Origin of the sequence: Mucilaginibacter segetis (genome assembly GCF_016522075.1) — a bacterium.
Classification (GTDB): domain Bacteria; phylum Bacteroidota; class Bacteroidia; order Sphingobacteriales; family Sphingobacteriaceae; genus Mucilaginibacter; species Mucilaginibacter segetis.
Genome location: NZ_JAEHFW010000001.1, coordinates 1 through 17,253 on the forward strand (window position 1 = coordinate 1; position 17,253 = coordinate 17,253).

Annotated in this window: 13 protein-coding genes; 8 read left to right on the forward strand and 5 right to left on the reverse strand. The window is 42.5% G+C overall.

Annotation, left to right across the window (positions count from 1 at the left end; translation table 11 throughout):
• Positions 1-843: 843 nt before the first annotated feature.
• Positions 844-1,467, reverse strand: a complete 624-nt coding sequence (locus I5M19_RS00005) for a LysE family transporter (protein ID WP_200062787.1) — start codon at positions 1,465-1,467, stop codon at positions 844-846.
• A gap of 120 nt (positions 1,468-1,587) precedes the next feature.
• Between I5M19_RS00005 and I5M19_RS00010 the strand changes: the two genes are divergently transcribed.
• Together I5M19_RS00010 and I5M19_RS00015 are read left to right on the forward strand one after the other, a co-directional pair.
• Positions 1,588-2,514: a cobalamin-binding protein gene (locus I5M19_RS00010; protein ID WP_200062790.1), complete on the forward strand. Its 927-nt coding sequence runs from the start codon at positions 1,588-1,590 to the stop codon at positions 2,512-2,514.
• Between the two features lie 73 nt (positions 2,515-2,587).
• Positions 2,588-5,119, forward strand: a complete 2,532-nt coding sequence (locus I5M19_RS00015) for a family 20 glycosylhydrolase (protein WP_200062793.1) — start codon at positions 2,588-2,590, stop codon at positions 5,117-5,119.
• An 89-nt stretch (positions 5,120-5,208) separates the two neighbouring features.
• Here I5M19_RS00015 and I5M19_RS00020 read toward each other — a convergent pair whose 3' ends face one another.
• Together I5M19_RS00020 and I5M19_RS00025 are read right to left on the reverse strand one after the other, a co-directional pair.
• The gene (locus I5M19_RS00020) at positions 5,209-7,284 is read right to left on the reverse strand and encodes a TonB-dependent receptor (RefSeq protein WP_200062795.1); all 2,076 of its coding nucleotides are present in this window, start codon (positions 7,282-7,284) and stop codon (positions 5,209-5,211) included.
• Positions 7,285-7,345: 61 nt separating this feature from the next.
• On the reverse strand, positions 7,346-8,662 hold the full coding sequence (locus I5M19_RS00025) for a PQQ-dependent sugar dehydrogenase (RefSeq protein WP_200062797.1): 1,317 nt from the start codon (positions 8,660-8,662) through the stop codon (positions 7,346-7,348).
• A gap of 138 nt (positions 8,663-8,800) precedes the next feature.
• On the opposite strand from I5M19_RS00025, the gene I5M19_RS00030 reads away from it, so the two are divergent.
• Positions 8,801-10,750, forward strand: a complete 1,950-nt coding sequence (locus tag I5M19_RS00030) for a gliding motility-associated C-terminal domain-containing protein (RefSeq protein ID WP_200062798.1) — start codon at positions 8,801-8,803, stop codon at positions 10,748-10,750.
• On the opposite strand, the gene I5M19_RS00035 is transcribed toward I5M19_RS00030, so the two are convergent.
• Positions 10,751-12,022 carry a hypothetical protein gene (locus tag I5M19_RS00035; RefSeq protein WP_200062799.1) on the reverse strand — a complete coding sequence of 424 codons (1,272 nt, stop codon included), beginning with the start codon at positions 12,020-12,022 and terminating at the stop codon, positions 10,751-10,753.
• A gap of 43 nt (positions 12,023-12,065) precedes the next feature.
• On the reverse strand, positions 12,066-12,587 hold the full coding sequence (locus tag I5M19_RS00040; RefSeq protein WP_200062800.1) for an NADPH-dependent FMN reductase: 522 nt from the start codon (positions 12,585-12,587) through the stop codon (positions 12,066-12,068).
• Positions 12,588-12,874: 287 nt separating this feature from the next.
• On the opposite strand from I5M19_RS00040, the gene I5M19_RS00045 reads away from it, so the two are divergent.
• From I5M19_RS00045 to lepB, 5 genes are read left to right on the forward strand one after another with little or no spacing between them, the layout of a single operon-like run.
• On the forward strand, positions 12,875-13,678 hold the full coding sequence (locus tag I5M19_RS00045; protein ID WP_200062802.1) for a ParA family protein: 804 nt from the start codon (positions 12,875-12,877) through the stop codon (positions 13,676-13,678).
• 5 nt (positions 13,679-13,683) lie between these two features.
• Positions 13,684-14,586, forward strand: a complete 903-nt coding sequence (locus I5M19_RS00050; protein ID WP_200062803.1) for a ParB/RepB/Spo0J family partition protein — start codon at positions 13,684-13,686, stop codon at positions 14,584-14,586.
• Between the two features lie 5 nt (positions 14,587-14,591).
• Entirely contained in the window at positions 14,592-15,293 is a 702-nt protein-coding gene (locus I5M19_RS00055) for a DUF5683 domain-containing protein (protein ID WP_200062805.1), read from the forward strand.
• Between the two features lie 22 nt (positions 15,294-15,315).
• Complete coding sequence (dapB, locus tag I5M19_RS00060; RefSeq protein WP_200062807.1) at positions 15,316-16,065, forward strand: 4-hydroxy-tetrahydrodipicolinate reductase; 750 nt, start codon at positions 15,316-15,318, stop codon at positions 16,063-16,065.
• 29 nt (positions 16,066-16,094) lie between these two features.
• Complete coding sequence (lepB, locus tag I5M19_RS00065; RefSeq protein ID WP_200062810.1) at positions 16,095-17,225, forward strand: signal peptidase I; 1,131 nt, start codon at positions 16,095-16,097, stop codon at positions 17,223-17,225.
• Positions 17,226-17,253: the final 28 nt, after the last annotated feature.

Below are 17,253 nucleotides of genomic sequence, written 5' to 3' on the forward strand. Positions count from 1 at the left end.
GTCATTCTGAGCGACAGCGAAGAATCTTATACGTGCAGCTAACAAGCGTTCAAGATTTCTCACTATCGTTCGAAATGACACACCAACCTGTCATCCTGAACCTACTGTTTATTTACTTTGCAAATGAGGTGCTGAAATGAATTCAGCATGACCGGGTGATTAATATATCAGCATGACTGAGTGGTGTATTTAGCGAAAACATGATCCTCTTGTCATTCTGAGCGACAGCGAAGAATCTTATACGTGCAGCTAACAAGCGTTCAAGATTTCTCACTATCGTTCGAAATGCCACACCAGCCTGTCATCCTGAACCCACTGTTTATTTACCTTGCAAATGAGGTGCTGAAATAAATTCAGCATGACTGAGTGATGCAATATATCAGCCTAACGTTAGCGTACTTAGCAAAACATGATCCTCTTGTCATTCTGAGCGACAGCGAAGAATCTTATACGTGCAGATAACAAGCGTTCAAGATTTCTCACTATCGTTCGAAATGACACACCAGCCTGTCATCCTGAACTTGTTTCAGGAACCCATTATGTGTTTATTTTGGCAAGAGGTGATGCAATATCAGCATGGCCGTGTGTGAGTACATTTGCACATCTGCATATCCACGCATCTAACCATCCATTACATCTTGTCCGTCCGCAGAGGGGTGCGGAATTTTCGGACAAAGCGGACAAACTTGTTTAACGGACAAATCGGGTTTTATTTTGCAGGTGAGATGCTGAAATGAATTCAGCATCACCAGGTGAAACATCTTGTCCGCACCTGTCCGTTATGTCCGCTCCTCTAAACGGACGGACAAACTATTGCTGAAGCGCATCCGTAGTAAGCCATCCTTACTTTTTAAACCACACAATATATATCTGCTTAAAAATATGGTACGCGGCAAAAGCGAAGAACAGCAGCGCAATACCGGTATCAATAAAACGATTGCTCAGTTCAAACTTCTTTTGTATAAACCGGGCAAATTTGGCGTACAAAAACAAAGCCAGGAAAGCTCCCGCTGCCGAGCCTATACTGAATATTACCAGTGCCAGTTTGCCATCCAGTATCCATTCATGGGTGATGAGATAAGTGCCGGTAACCATCCAGAAAGGTACCTGCATCGGGTTTAAAAAGCCCAGCAGTATACCGTATTTAATGCTGGCATGTTCGGAGTAGTGCGTTTCGGGCGGTTTGTTACGATTTACCCAGGTAACAACACCTAGCACGCTGAACAGCACCACCATTATCCAGTCGATTATCGTATCCAGTTTCACCTCTGCCGACAGCCATTTGGCGGCATTCATGATAAAGTACGTGAAGAAGAACTCCACGCAGGAGAAAGCGATAATGAACTGCAATGCTTGTTTCATGCCACGGTTTATGGCAATTTGCACAAGGGTAAGGTTGATGTTACCGGGGGGCACATAACCAATAAAATTGGCTATTATCCCAATAAAAAAGGTCAGGAATATCATCGGTAGCAAAGATATATTTTAATTGAATATAGTGCCATAAAGTAGTTATAAGTAAATAGTACCCGTCGTAATTTTTCAATTTCGCATATTTGTAGCTTTATTAAACATCGTGTTACTGTTATGCCAGCTGATAGAATAGTTTCGTTATTACCCGCCGCCACCGAGATAGTTTGCGCCTTAGGGCTGGAAGATAAGCTGGTGGGCATATCGCATGAGTGCGACTTCCCGGAAAGTATAAGGCACCTGCCTGTATGCACCAAAGCCAATTTACCGGATGGCCTTAGCAGTGCCACTATTGACGAAAAGGTGAAAGAGATACTGGCGGAGGCCTTATCGGTATATACGGTAAACCGCGAGCAGATAAAGGCCCTGCAGCCCGATGTGGTGATCACCCAGGCACAGTGCGAGGTTTGCGCGGTATCCTTACAGGAGGTAGAGCAGGCATTAGATAATTACCTGGATAAACCCGCGCACATCATCTCCCTGCAGCCTAATAACTTAGAGGATATCTTCGGAGATATTACAAGGGTTGCCGGAGCATTAAATGTACAGGCCGAAGGCGAACGGTTACTGGAGGATATGCAGGAGCGGGTGGATATTATAAGGCATAAGCTGAAGTTTATGGAGAGTAAACCCACCGTAGCCTGTATAGAGTGGCTGCAGCCTATGATGGTATCGGGCAATTGGATACCCCAACTGGTGAGCATAGCAGGCGGTAAGCCCATATTAGCCGAGGCGGGTAAACATTCCCCGTATGTAGATTGGGAAACCATTAAACAAGCCGACCCGGATGTTTTACTGCTGATGCCATGCGGTTTTAGTATAGAACGTACCATGCGCGAGCTGCATCTTTTATTTGAGCTACCCGGTTTTGCTGAAACTAAAGCGGTAAAGAACGACCGCGTTTATATAGCTGATGGTAACCATTATTTTAACCGCTCCGGGCCACGTATAGTTGACTCGATAGAGATACTCGCCGAGATCATCCACACTAAACAATTTATTTTTGGGTACGAGGGTAACGGGTGGATAAAGTTTTCACTTTAATTCGAATTTTAAAAAGTATTTATGACTTTTAAATTGTATATATTTACGGGTATTAACCCTAAATAGTACACCCATGCGCCGTATTCTGATACCTTTGGTAGTTGTTGCACTTTGCATAAGCTCCTTTGTAAATATCGCTGATAAGCCTGATTTTGATGTTCATAACCTGCAAATAAGCTGGGAGGTGGTTGATAATAACTACCAGAACAAGCAGCAGTCGCTTACCGCTGTGGTGATCACCAATACGGGTAAAACGGCTTTCCCGGCTAACGGGTGGAAATTCTACTTTAACTCGTCCAGAGGGTTTACGGCTAATGCGGCTACGGGTAACGCGCTTATTGAGCAAATAAACGGCGACCTGTTCAGTATCACCCCAAACGCTGATTTTAAAATGATTAAACCCGGTGAAAGCGAACGTATAGAAATGGTGTGCGAAGCGCCCGTAGTTAACTTTACCGATGCTATTGAAGGTATTTACCTGGTGTGGAACAGCGAACCGGATAAGGGATATTTACCCGGCGATTTTACCATTAAGCCTTATAAACCCGAGTATAAAGGGCTTGTTACCCCGCAGATCATCTATGATCAAAATAAAACCATCACCGATATTGCTGCCGGTGAGTTGCCGAATGTATTTCCATCGCCATTAAATTATAGTGCAACAGGCGGCACCTTTAAGTTGACAGCCAATGTGCACGTTACCGCTACCGACGACAGGTTTAGTAAAGAAGCGGCATCGCTTACCCATGACCTAACTACCCTTATGGCTAAACCCAAAGGAAGCAGTACCGGTATCATCACCTTAAATTATCAGGCAGGCATGGACGACGAGGCTTACGAACTAAGCGTTAAACCCGCTGCAATTACCATAACAGCATCAACCCCGGCAGGGATATTTTACGGCATACAGTCGCTAAAAACCATGATACCTGCATCAGCATGGCAAAACAAGCAGGCCACTGTGGAGATATCATGTGCAGAGGTTAAGGATGAGCCACGCTTTGAGCACAGGGCGGTAATGCTTGATGTAGCACGTAACTTCCGTACCAAGCAAGAGGTAATGAAATTGATAGATGCGATGGCGCTATATAAACTAAACGTACTGCACATGCACCTAACGGATGATGAGGGCTGGCGCCTGCAGATACCATCGTTACCGGAGCTTACCGATGTGGGCGCCAAACGCGGGCATACGCTGGATAGCAAACATTTCCTGCCACCCTCACACGGGTCAGGCCCGGATTTCAGCAATACATCCGGCACAGGGTTTTATACCGTGGCAGATTATACCGAAATTTTAAAGCACGCTACGGAAAGGCACATCCGGGTAATTCCCGAGGTGGAAACGCCCGGGCATGCACGCGCCTCCATAAAAGCGATGGATGCACGTTACGACCGCTTAATAGCAGCAGGCGATAAAGCCGGAGCTGAAAAGTATCTGCTGAATGACCTGAACGATGAATCGCAATACCGCTCGGTGCAGTACTGGAATGATAACGTGATTGATGTAGCACTGCCATCTACCTATAATTTTGTAAGCACTGTGGTGGATGATATCATCACTATATACAAAAACGCGGGGGCTCCGTTAACCACCATTCACTTTGGTGGCGATGAAGTGCCTGCGCATGTGTGGGAAAAATCGCCCGCTTACCTCACTTTAAAGGCAAGTCATCCCGAAATTAAAAATACTAACGACCTGTGGTATTACTTTTACGGCAGGGTAAACGATATTTTGAATCAACGCCATTTGCTGCTATCAGGCTGGGAAGAAATGGCCCTGCGCAAAACGATGGTAGACGGGCAACCTACCTATATCCCCAATCCTGATTTCACCAGCAAACATTTGCAGGTTGATGTATGGAACAACGTATTAGGCGACGGACAGGAGGATTTGGCCTATAAACTGGCAAACGCGGGTTATAAGGTAACGCTTACCAATGTTACCAACCTGTATTTTGATATGGCCAACTACAAATCTTTTGATGAACCGGGCTATTACTGGGGGGCATTTTTAGGGATAGATAAATTTTTCTCCTTTATCCCATTCGATTATTTTAAAAATGCAGATGTGGATAAGAACGGAAATCCTATTAACCGGGCCATATTTGTGGGCAAGCAACGCCTTACCGATTATGGTAAGCAGAATATTGTGGGTATACAAGGCGCATTGTGGAGCGAAACCATAAAAAGCGATGACCGTATGGAGTATATGATATTCCCTAAGCTGCTGGCGCTGGCAGAGCGTGCATGGGCAAAAGATCCGACCTGGACTACTGAAAAAGATACTCAAAAAGCACAGGTATTATATCAGCAGGATTGGAACAGTTTCCTGAATATTTTAGGCAAACGGGAACTGCCTCGTTTAAGTTATTTAGATGGCGGCTATAATTACCGCATACCTAAACCGGGTGTGGTTTTGCAGGACGGTAAATATGTAAGCAACATCCAGTTTCCGGGGATGGTGATACGCTACACTACTAATGGTAAGGAGCCGGACGCGAAAAGCAAATTATACACCGGCCCTGTTGATGCATCGGGTGTGGTGAAATTCCGCGCTTTTGATGTTAAAGGGCGAGGAGGCAATACCGCTGTTATGGAGTAGGTACGTTTAGTAGTGAGAAATTTGTCCGCATTGTCCGTTATGTCCGCTCAAGTAACGGACGGACAACATTAAGCGTGTGCGATGGTGGGTTACAAACTAACATTCATCCCGAAGGAGTAATTACGTAACGGCGAAGGGTTGTAATAACGGCTGCCGAAAGCATTAAGATCGTTACCGAGGCTATACTTTTCGTTCAGGATATTATCTGCTGCGGCAAATAGTTGCAGGCTTATTTTATGCCCCAGTAAGTGTTGCCAGGAAACCTTGCCCTGTAATAGATTGTATTTATTGGCATAGGCGGTGTTGGCATCATTCAGCGGGATAGATGAGGTGTAGTTATGTTGCACAAATACAGAAAAATACTGTGGCAAGTTAATCTGTAAAGAGGATACCAATACCTGCCTTGGTACTCCGGTTAGTTGGTTGCCAGAGTAATCCGCATCGGTTACTACATAATTTCTGAAGTTAAACCTGCTTAAACTGAACGAGGTATTAAACTGTAAGCCGCGTACAAAGTGCGTGTTGTTTTGGCGGATGAGCCAATCCGTAAAAGCCAGCTCAAAACCCGGTTGTTTGGTGCCACCTGCGTTAATATAGTATTCCGTTTCGTCGGGGTTTAAACGCCGCACAATGGCATTGTTTATCCGGTAATAAAAAACCGAAGCATCCAGCAATAAGGTTTCGTCGGTATTCCTCCATCTAAAACCTGTTTCATAGTTCCAGCCACTTTGGGCCTGCAGGTTGGTGTTAATTACATTATCGGTAGGCCGTACCTCGGCAATGGTGGGTGTGGAATAGCCACGGCTAACAGATGCACGCCATATAAAGTTATTGGTAAGCTGATAAGACAGCGCCAGCCTCGGCATTAGCTGAGGGGTAAAGTCGCGGTTGGTAAAACCGGTCTCATTAAGCGGGTAGGTGTTCCGGAATTTGTAACTGTAATAGTTTAAGCTCACGGCCGCCTCCAAATGCAAACGTTTAACGATATCCGCTGCATATCGGGCAAAAATAAAATGCTGATTGGTGTTTATCTTATCTATTTGCTGGGTGGTATCCTTAATGCCTTTGTTGTTGCCATAATTGCTGATGAGTGAATTAGTTTGCTGCCACTCCAATCCCAGATTTAATTTCCAGTCTATAATTTTACCGGGTTTGCCGTCAAACTCAAAATAAGTTCGTGCCCCATAGGTATTCTCGTTACGCTGTTCGTAATTGGTGATAAAGGGATTGGCAAAATTGACATGATTGCCAAAAACAGCCAGTACGTTTTTTACCCTGTCGCTCAGGCGGGCATCATTTATCAAACCACCTAACAGTAGTTTAGTATTGATGCCTATATGTTGCTCAACAGCGCCGGGAGTAGTTTTGGTAGGCAGCCTTGCCGAGCGTGGGTCGGCCTGCATTTGAGCCAGCGTTAACCCTCCGGGTGTTTGATAATTCAGATCAGAATATAAAAGTAACGAACGCAGCTGGCTTTGTTTGGCGTATTGCCATACATCCCCTGCTTGCAGGTAGTTACGCTGCATACGGCTGTTTTGACGATATCCGTTATAATTTTGATAGGATTGATTAAAGCTGAAGGTATTGTTGCCGGTATGCGTTTGTAGTGATACTTTTTGATGGAACAACCCATACGATCCTCCGTTTATCCCTGCATTAAAGTAACCATCCGTTGAATGCTCATTTGCAGAACTCAGTAAAACCACCCCTCCTGAATTTGCGCCGAACAAGCTGCCATCAGGCCCCTTTAAAATTTCGATATGATTGATATTGCCAACGTCGATAGCATTTAAATAGGTATTGCCGCCCGCATCAGTAAGGGGAATGTCGTCGAAATAAACCTTTACATCCCTTACCCCGAAAGGCGAGCGCAATAAACTGCCACGTATAGATAAGCGATAACTGCCGGGTGAACGTTCTTCTGCCCTTATGCCGGGCAAGGTATTCAGCGCGGTAACAAAGGAATTATCGGGTTGTAGCTTTAACTGGCTTTGTCCTAATACACTTACGGATGCTGGAAAGCTTAATACGGGTTGCTCTGTTAGGTATCCCTTTACGGTTACCGTATTTAAATGCCTTACGGTGTCTTTGCTGACAGGTTTTTGCGCAAATGCAATAATGGGAGCTAAAAGCGAAAGAAAAATGACGGGAAAGGGTCTTATCATAGCTTTGTGCCGGTAAAAATACCTCTTTATTATTTAAGGAAATAGCAGGGTATAGGATATCCTATTTATTTGTACTTACCCGCCATATTTTATTACCGGAGTCATCAGCTACCAGCAAGGCTCCATCCTTAGCCACGGTAACACCTACCGGGCGGCCGTAAACTTCCTGTTTGGCGCTGTCGGCAATAAAGCCTGTTAAAAAGTCCTGCATTTTTGCAGCAGGTTTACCGTTGGTAAAGGGCAAAAAGGTGACCTTGTAGCCAACCAGTTTAGAGCGGTTCCAGGAGCCGTGCTGGCCTATAAATACCCCGCCTTTATAAGTATCTGGGAACATGCCTCCATTATAAAAAGTTAAACCGAGGGATGCCGTATGCGAGCCAAGTGCAAAATCGGGAACTATGGCTTTTTTAACCATATCCGGGCGTTTAACTTTTAAGCGCGGGTCTGGGTGTTGCCCGAAGTAAGACCACGGCCAACCGTAAAAACCACCCTCTTTTACACTGGTTAAATAATCGGGTACTAAATTATCGCCCAGATCATCCCGTTCATTAACTACGGCATATAGTACACCAGTTTCGGACTGAAAGTCGATCCCGGCAGGGTTACGTAAGCCGCTTGCATAAATGCGTTCACCGGAACCATCGGGGTTGATCTCCAGTATATCTGCACGCCTCACTTCATTTTCCATTCCGTGTTCTGCAACATTGGTTCCCGAGCCAACCGAGATATAGATCTTAGTGCCTGCGCTGTTAGCCCTTAGGTTACGTGTCCAGTGATTGTTATAGCCACCGGCAGGCAGGGCCAGTATCATTTTACCGGGTCCGTTTATTTGGGTTTGCCCGCTGGTATAGTTATACCGCCACAGGCCGTCGGTATTAGCTACATAAAACGAATTACCTAATATCAGCATACCAAAAGGCTGATTTAAATTATCCAGAAAGACCGATCTTTTATCCGGAACGCCGTCGCCATTGCTATCGCGGAACAGGGTTATACGATTAGCGCTTTTCCCAAGGTTCTGTGAGCCTGCTGCACCTATTATTTCTGCACCTATTTTTTTGATCCCTTTAATTTCAGTATTAGCCTCGGCCACCAGTACATCACCGTTAGGAGCGATATAAATGTTACGCGGGTTATTTAAATTATCAGCATATAAATTCACCTTAAATCCAGCGGGAGCAATTGGTGTTTTATCAACTGGCCAGCCAATTACCTTGCAATAATTTCTTACAGATTTGGTGGCATACGGTGCTGCTAAAGCCACCTGTTGATCAGCAGGGGTATTTACATTATCAGCTTTGGAAGGATCAGGTTTGTTTTGTGAACAGGCCGTAAAAAGCAGTGCTGAAAACAGGGTATAAATTAAAGAATTCTTCATAAGGCAGGATAAATGTACAACAGATAAATTAACTTGGGAGGTACTACATTTGTTTGATATATGATATATTTAGGCAATTGTGCTTCAGCAAGATAATAAACTATATTTTTGAACGCAGTTTGTACAGCACATACTTAGATGCCTCCTAAAGTATTGAAGATATTTTTATTAGTTGTTTTTTTTGCGAGCTCTCTTAACGCAGGTGCTCAGGTATGTACCGGTAGTTTGGGCGATCCGGTTATCAACGAAACATTTGGAGCAGGGGCAACATACGGAACTGTAGGCCCGGCTTTACCCACTACAATTACCAATTATAATTATACTTCAACCATGTGTCCCGGCGATGGGTTTTATACGATCACCAGTGCCCTGGGCACCTGTTTTTCCGGAACATGGCAAACCGTGTCACATGACCATACAGGAGATGCCAACGGATACATGATGGTGATAAATGCCTCTTACGATCCCGGAGTTTTTTATGTGCAAAAAGCCAGCGGTGCCGCTCTATGCCCTAATACTACTTATGAATTTGCAGCCTGGATAATGAACCTGATAAGGGATATGCCGAGCACCAGTGAGGATATCAGACCTAATATTACCTTTTCTATAGAAACAGTGAGCGGTACTGTACTTAAAACCTATAATACTGGTGACATCCCACAGGTGGATATTGCAAGTTTTCATCAATACGGCACCTTTTTTACTACCCCCTCTAACGGCGAGGATATTGTGGTAAAAATGATCAATAATGCACCGGGCGGTAATGGGAACGATCTGATACTCGATGATATTACCTTTAGGCCATGCGGACCGGTCATTGAGACAGGTTTTGGTTCGATAGGAACTACCGGAGACCGTGACCTTTGCGAGGGTGAAAGCGGAAGTTATATACTTAGGGCTAGTCAAACCGGGTATGATGATCCCTACTATCAATGGCAGACCAATAATAACGACGGAAAGGGCTGGGTTGATATAAGTGGGGCAAACACTACTACACTTACCCGTAACTTTGTAAATGCGGTGCCGGGTAAATATCAGTATCGTATAGGGGTGTTAAACGGGCCGTCGGCAGCGCTTCAATGTCGTATATATTCACAGCCGCTTAATATTAATGTAAATCCTCTTCCTGTAGTAAAGATCAATAAGGAAACCATAGTTTGCGAAGGACAGGAGTTAAGATTAACCGCTACGGGAGGAGATACCTATTCGTGGTCAGGCCCCAACAACTTTACATCTGATGAACAATCGCCGGTAATAAGCTACGATGCAGATAATTCAAAAGACGGTGTTTACACCGTTACTGCTGCCTCAAAGGGATGTACATCTACAGGCTCAACAACGGTTAGCGTATTGCCAAAAGTACAGGCGAGCATAAGCAGCAATGTTACTATTTGCAGGGGCGAGGCTACCCAATTGCTTGCCGGAGGAGGCAGATATTACAAATGGGAGCCATCAACGGGGCTTAACCGCGATGATATTCCGGATCCGGTTGCTCAACCTACGCAAACAACGGTATACCATGTTGTTGTAGATAATGGCGGATGTATAGATGGCACAAAGATGGTTACCGTAACGGTATTGCAGCCGCCAATAGCTAATGCCGGAGAAGATGTTAAAATACAGGAAGGAGAAGCAGTTCGGTTAAAAGGAACCATAGGCGGGGATAGCATACGTTATTACTGGACCCCTTCCGAAACGTTAAGCGATCCTTTATCCCTCACGCCGTTGGCTCAACCAACAAACAATACTACATACACCCTGCATGTGGAGTCGGATGGCGGTTGCGGTATTGCTACAGATAGTATTTTTGTACGGGTGTATAAAAAAATAACTGTCCCAAACACCTTTTCTCCTAATGGAGATGGTGTAAATGATTATTGGAATATTGATCAGTTGAGTACTTACCCCGAATGCCTGCTTACTATCTATTCACGTGATGGACAGGAGGTATACAAATCGTACGGATATGCCAAGCCCTGGACGGGTAACTACCAAGGTAAAGCTCTGCCTGCCGGAGTATATTATTACGTTATTGATCTTAAAAATAACACCCCCAAAAGAACCGGATGGGTACTGTTGGTAAGGTAACTATTCAAAAAAATAATTTACACCTGTTTTAAATTCACTTTGTGTAAGGTTAAAATACGGATCGTAAGTTATATACTCTCCTTTTACATATTCGGCGTAAACCTGTATTCTTTTACTAATTAAAAATCCGCCTTTAAACATTGCTGAGTTAGTCCAATTATGAAAATAGAATAAAGGCAGGCCGTAATTTACTTTTACATCGTCCTGGCCAACGTATCTTTTATTGTAATAAGTGCAATAACTAAGATCCCAACCTATTGTTGCAAAAAACTTAAAGTTTTCCGAGTTATAAAAATTATAAGATACCTGCGGAGACAGAGATACAATAAACTGGTCAAAGCCATAATTTATACCTAAATAAGGATATACTTTATTATTATATACAGATTTATATTTTCCCATATTTAATGACACCTCAGTCGTAAATAATAGCTTTTGTGTGTTTGGATTTACAAAGGTATTTAGTCCAAGGGTCACCCGGGGTAAAAAAGAAGTATACGGCATACCTCCGGCAGCCTTATAATTTCCATGCGGTTCTGTATGTAAGGCATTTATTCCTAAACCACCATATAAATTAAAGCCTTTCTTCTTTTCACCGGAGATGTTTGAAAATTGCTCTTTTGTATATCCATTCATTTTGGTTACAATTTTCAATAGATTGGACTTATTGTAGGCGGCATATTCCATTATTCCCTGCAATTTGTCATCCATTACCCCGGCTTTCAAGGCTACTCCTGAAAGTTGCTGCACGTAAATGTTTTCATTTACTGTACGCCCCGATCCTGTGTAAGGATTTACCTTGTCATTATTGTAATATACACGATAAATAAGTTCTTGTGGTTGGGGATTATCCGGTGTGCTATAAAAAAAGCGTAATTTAATGCCGTCGCGGTAAGTATAAAGTGTAATAATTTTGCCTTTTTGTATTATTCTAAGAAAAACACTTTCTGTAGTGTAGCTGGTATCCCTGCCTGTTTCGATGCGATTCTCATTAGTTTCGTCACGGCTTATGTTACCTGTGTATGTCCGGTAATATTCATATCCGGTAATTTCAAAAAACTCTATATCTTTAGGTGTAAACTTATTAATATTCCCGTCAGTAGTTTTAAAGGTAATCTCATCCGGATTAGAATCCCATTCGCGATAGTCTATGGTGCCTTTTAATGTATCACTATTAAATTTTACTACATAACCCGGTTGAAAATTCCTCTGGCCGTAGCAAAATGCAGGTAATAGGGAAACTGCAAACAGCAGTGTATAAAATAATTTCATTGTGATGGTTTAGATCCTTCTAATATATTAAAAAAAATCGCATTTAAAAATTGATGAATTTTTCGATCTGCTCCTCAGTAAAACGGAGGGTGTCTTTTTCAAACAAGTTTCCATTTTTATCCAATTCTTTATTAATTGCTCCAATATGTATTTTAAGCGGCATAACGTGCAGGTGCATATAGTTGCAAATTCCGGTAAAATGATCGAGGCCTCTTATGTTGCCATATTTGCCGGATGATAAACCTACTAGCGCGGCCTTTTTTTCGTAAAAGCTTTCGGGAAAACTACAGGCATCCATAAATACCTTTAGCACACCGGGAAAACTTCCATTATATTCAGGTATTACAAATATAAATTTATCCGTTGCGGTAACTATCTGCTGTATATTTTCAAATTCCGCACTTCTTTTTCCGTACAGGTCGCTTTCAATTAAATTTGTCGGCAATTGCGTGAGGTGGAGGATCTGTGAATCAACGCCTTTTTCCGCTAATTTTTTTTTATAAAATGCGGCTAATTTTGAAGTTGAACTATCAGGGCGATTGGTTGAAGATATTATAGTGACCATGCATTAATAATTGAAATGAACAAAAGCGGTTGGCGTTCTGCAGATACACATTATCTGCAGAGAACAATTGTTTGATAGGGGCTGCCTGTTGTTTAAATAACAGATTAATCAATCGGCTACTCCGTAAATAAATACCGCAATTGTTTGTAAGTTAGCAAAACGTGTGGATTTCTGAATTGTTTAAATCCGTATCTTAGCGCGAATAAAAACTTTTACAAACATAAAAATTTCTGTATTGGTTTTTCGTTCAAATAAAACGCGATTATAAATTTTTTTAAAGATATATAATGAGTAAAATTATTGCTTTAGCCAACCAAAAGGGCGGCGTAGGGAAAACCACATCATCTATAAATCTGGCAGCGAGCTTAGCGGTATTGGAGTATAAAACCTTATTGGTTGATGCTGATCCACAAGCTAATTCTACTTCAGGTATAGGGTTTGATCCGCGCAATATTAAAAACAGCATATACGAATGTATTATAAACGGTGTTGATGCGCGCGACGCGATCCAAAAAACTGAAACACCTAATTTAGACCTTTTACCCGCACATATTGATCTGGTTGGTGCCGAGATAGAGATGATCAATCTGGATAGCCGCGAGTATAAAATGAAAGCGGTTTTAGATAGCGTACGTAATGATTATGATTTTATAATTATTGATTGCTCTCCATCCTTAGGATTAATCACCATTAATGCGCTTACCGCTGCCGACTCGGTGATCATACCCGTGCAGTGCGAATATTTTGCGCTGGAAGGGTTGGGTAAGTTATTAAATACCATAAAAATTGTTCAAACGCGCTTAAATACACATCTGGAAATTGAAGGTATACTTTTAACCATGTATGATGTGCGGTTACGGTTATCAAACCAGGTGGTTGATGAGGTGAAAACACATTTTGAGGATATGGTTTTTGATACCATTATACAACGTAATACAAGATTAAGCGAAGCGCCGAGTTTTGGGATATCAGTAATTATGCACGATGCCAATTGCAAGGGGGCAGTAAATTACCTTAACCTTGCCCGCGAAATTATACGCAATAATGGCCTGGTGAAAGATGAAGCTTTAGCCAGTACAGAAACAGTTTAACAAATATGAGTTCAGAAAAAAGAAATGCCCTGGGGAAGGGTTTAAGCGCCCTGTTAAATGATTCTGTAAGCGTAAATCCGAATAAAAGCAATAATGCTTCTGTTTCTGAAACAGACAGTCTGGGTTCGGTAAATGAGATAAAAATAAGTGAGATAGAAGTTAACCCTTTTCAGCCGCGTACTGAATTTGACGCACAGGCCCTGGCCGATCTTAGTGCTTCTATAAAATTACAGGGGCTTATACAGCCAATAACCGTAAGGCGCACCAGTCCGCGCAGCTATCAGCTTATATCAGGAGAGCGCAGACTGCGCGCCTGTAAAATTGCCGGCTTAAAGCAGATACCTGCGTATGTACGTACAGCCAACGACCAGCAAATGCTGGAGATGGCGCTTATAGAGAATATTCAGCGCGAAAATTTGAACGCCATAGAAGTGGCGCTTAGTTTTCAGCGGATGATTGATGAGTGCAGCCTTAAGCAGGAAGAATTGGGCGACAGGGTGAGCAAAAACAGATCAACAGTTACTAATTATTTACGACTGCTAAAGTTGCCCCCCACCATACAGGCATCCCTGCGTGATGGTGAAATAAGCATGGGGCATGCTAAAGCATTATTGGCCGTAGATGATTCCACCACACAAATATATATCCATCAGCAAATTGTTAAGCAGGGCCTTTCGGTTAGGAAGGTAGAAGAAATGGTGCGCGATATACAACGTGCGCCTAATAAAAAAGAAGGCAAGCAACCAGAGCCGCTTTCATTTCAGCTGCAAAAGATACAGGACGACCTTACATCCAAGTTTAGCAGCAGGGTTAAGCTTAAAGTTAATACCCAAGGCAATGGATCAATAGAAATACCGTTTTTATCAGAGGATGATCTGGGCCGGATACTTGAAATGCTGGATTGGTAAAAAACATGCTTAAACAACTCGTAGTTTTAGTGCTTTTGTTAAGTGTTACCGTTTTTGCGGTTGCGCAAAACCCTGATACTACGGCTGCAACTAAAACGGGCACCCCACCTTTAAAACCCGACACGGTTGGCCGTAACTCCTTTGCGCCTAAAATAAAAAAAGAAAAAGTGTACCATCCTGATAGTACGCATATACCCAGTTTAGCCGTTAAGCGATCGTTAATTATCCCAGGTTGGGGGCAGGTTTACAATCATCAAATCTGGAAGGTTCCAATAATTTACGGCACTTTGGCGCTGTTAGGTGCGGCTATTGTGTATAATCAAACAAATTATAAAGAGTTTTTAGCTTTGGCACGGATAAAACAGACCGGGGAAATACCCCAAAAACCATCTGATGCCTATTATGCGGAGTACCAAAAATATAAAACAGACTACGATCGGTATGCTGTCAATAATGATTTTCAAACCCTTGCTAACGCGTCAGATGGGTTTCTTCGTAACCGCGATCTGAGTATACTTGGAGTATTGGGCTTTTGGGGCATACAAACGGTAGATGCATACATACAGGCCAAGTTTATTAGCTCTTACACAGTAGATAGCGATCTGTCTATAAAGGTCACTCCCGGGCTTATCGGGCAACCTTTATATGCGGCAAATTTTAACAATACTTATATTCCGGGGATAAAAATTACCTTTACGCTTAAATAATTACCGCTTAGCATAAACACCGATGAAGATCGCATTATTAGGTTACGGAAAAATGGGTAAAATTATTGAAAGAATTGCCCTTGACCGTAAACACGAAATTGTATTGAAGATTGATAAGGACAATATTCACGAGCTTACCACAGAAAATTTACAACAGGCTGATGTAGCTATTGAATTCAGCACACCTTACACTGTTTTAAGTAATATTGAAAATTGTTTTAAAGCGGGTGTTCCGTTAGTTGTAGGTACCACGGGCTGGCATCATGAATTAGCGCAGGTACGGCAGGAGTGTGAACTCACCAACAATTCGCTGATTTATGGCACCAACTTTAGTGTAGGAGTAAATATATTTTTTTACGTGAACCGCATGCTGGCTCGTTTGATGAATAATTACCCATATTATGATGTACAGGTGGAGGAGATACATCATACCCAAAAACTGGATTCACCCAGCGGAACCGCTATAACCATAGCCGATGGTATAATTGAAAACATTGATAGCAAAACCGGCTGGAAAAATATTTTAGTTTCTGATAACTCTACCGATGATAATAATATTAAAGCCGATCAGTTACTGATAGAATCGCACCGAATTGATAGTGTGCCCGGAGCGCATACGGTTATTTACGACTCCGAAGTGGATACTATTGAGTTTAAGCATACGGCTCATAACCGTAACGGCTTTGCTTTGGGTGCCGTGCTGGCTGCGGAGTGGATACAGGATAAGAAGGGATTTTATTCTGTAGAGGATATGTTTAATTTTAATAAATAGTAATTAATTTACTGCCCAATATTTAAATAATGAACTGGAAATTCTGGAATAAGAACAAAGCAAAAAATAAAAAGAAAAAAAGCCCTACCCGCGAGTGGGTTGATGCCATACTTTTTGCTGTAATAGCCGCTACTCTTATACGTACACTTTTTATTGAGGCGTATACCATTCCTACCCCATCAATGGAACGCTCGCTGTTAGTGGGCGATTTTTTATTTGTAAGTAAAGTAAATTACGGAGCTCGTACACCGATAACTCCCATAGCTTTCCCTTTTGCTCATCATACAATGCCCATATTAGGTACTAAAGCTTATTGGGATGGTATACAATTGCCTTATTACCGTTTACCCGGATTAAGCGAGGTTAAAAAAGGCGATGTGGTAGTATTTAACTATCCGATGGATGCCGACTCGCCTTATTACCGCCCGGTTGATAAGCGCGAAAATTATATTAAACGCTGCCAGGGTACACCCGGCGATACTTTAAGCTTGGTTGCCGCACAGGTTTATGTAAATGGAAAAGCCGCGCCTAACCCGCCCGGAGAGCAAACCGATTATAGTGTAGTAACTAATGGTATGGATGTAAATCCTCAAATTATGGAGGATTTGCATGTAACTAACTACGATAATACACCATATCCTACCATGACCAAGGAAGCAGCAGCTAAATTAAGAAGCTATTCCAATGTTAAAATGGTAACGCCTAATATTAAGCATCGCGGCATCGCAGATCCGTTTAACCCGGTTTTCCCGGCGGCTTATCCTAAATACAAACTCGACCCCAAAAACAAGAATTTTGATTGGAATGTAGATAACTATGGCCCCATCATCATCCCCAAGAAAGGATGGACAGTTAAATTAGACAGCATTACTATGCCACTTTATGGCAGAGCCATTGAGGTGTATGAACATAACAAACTGGAAATTAAAAACGGCGAGGTATTTATCAACGATAAAAAAGCAGACAGTTATACCTTTAAAATGAATTATTACTGGATGATGGGAGATAACCGCCATGATTCGGCAGATTCCAGATACTGGGGTTTTGTTCCCGAAGATCATATTGTAGGTAAGGCACTGTTTATCTGGATGAGCTGGGATGAGAATGCCTCCTTCCTGCATAAGATACGCTGGAGCCGGATATTTAAAGGCATACATTAAACTAAGAGAGGCGCTAATAAGTGCCTCT

What these genes read in the sequence shown, in the direction of transcription:
- I5M19_RS00005 (WP_200062787.1), bottom strand. Translation starts at nt 1,467, where the DNA reads ATGATATTCCTGACCTTTTTTATTGGGATAATAGCCAATTTTATTGGT.
- I5M19_RS00035 (WP_200062799.1), bottom strand. Translation starts at nt 12,022, where the DNA reads ATGAAATTATTTTATACACTGCTGTTTGCAGTTTCCCTATTACCTGCA.
- I5M19_RS00040 (WP_200062800.1), bottom strand. Translation starts at nt 12,587, where the DNA reads ATGGTCACTATAATATCTTCAACCAATCGCCCTGATAGTTCAACTTCA.
- I5M19_RS00020 (WP_200062795.1), bottom strand. Translation starts at nt 7,284, where the DNA reads ATGATAAGACCCTTTCCCGTCATTTTTCTTTCGCTTTTAGCTCCCATT.
- dapB (WP_200062807.1), top strand. Translation starts at nt 15,316, where the DNA reads ATGAAGATCGCATTATTAGGTTACGGAAAAATGGGTAAAATTATTGAA.
- lepB (WP_200062810.1), top strand. Translation starts at nt 16,095, where the DNA reads ATGAACTGGAAATTCTGGAATAAGAACAAAGCAAAAAATAAAAAGAAA.
- I5M19_RS00010 (WP_200062790.1), top strand. Translation starts at nt 1,588, where the DNA reads ATGCCAGCTGATAGAATAGTTTCGTTATTACCCGCCGCCACCGAGATA.
- I5M19_RS00015 (WP_200062793.1), top strand. Translation starts at nt 2,588, where the DNA reads ATGCGCCGTATTCTGATACCTTTGGTAGTTGTTGCACTTTGCATAAGC.
- I5M19_RS00050 (WP_200062803.1), top strand. Translation starts at nt 13,684, where the DNA reads ATGAGTTCAGAAAAAAGAAATGCCCTGGGGAAGGGTTTAAGCGCCCTG.
- I5M19_RS00025 (WP_200062797.1), bottom strand. Translation starts at nt 8,662, where the DNA reads ATGAAGAATTCTTTAATTTATACCCTGTTTTCAGCACTGCTTTTTACG.
- I5M19_RS00045 (WP_200062802.1), top strand. Translation starts at nt 12,875, where the DNA reads ATGAGTAAAATTATTGCTTTAGCCAACCAAAAGGGCGGCGTAGGGAAA.
- I5M19_RS00055 (WP_200062805.1), top strand. Translation starts at nt 14,592, where the DNA reads ATGCTTAAACAACTCGTAGTTTTAGTGCTTTTGTTAAGTGTTACCGTT.
- I5M19_RS00030 (WP_200062798.1), top strand. Translation starts at nt 8,801, where the DNA reads ATGCCTCCTAAAGTATTGAAGATATTTTTATTAGTTGTTTTTTTTGCG.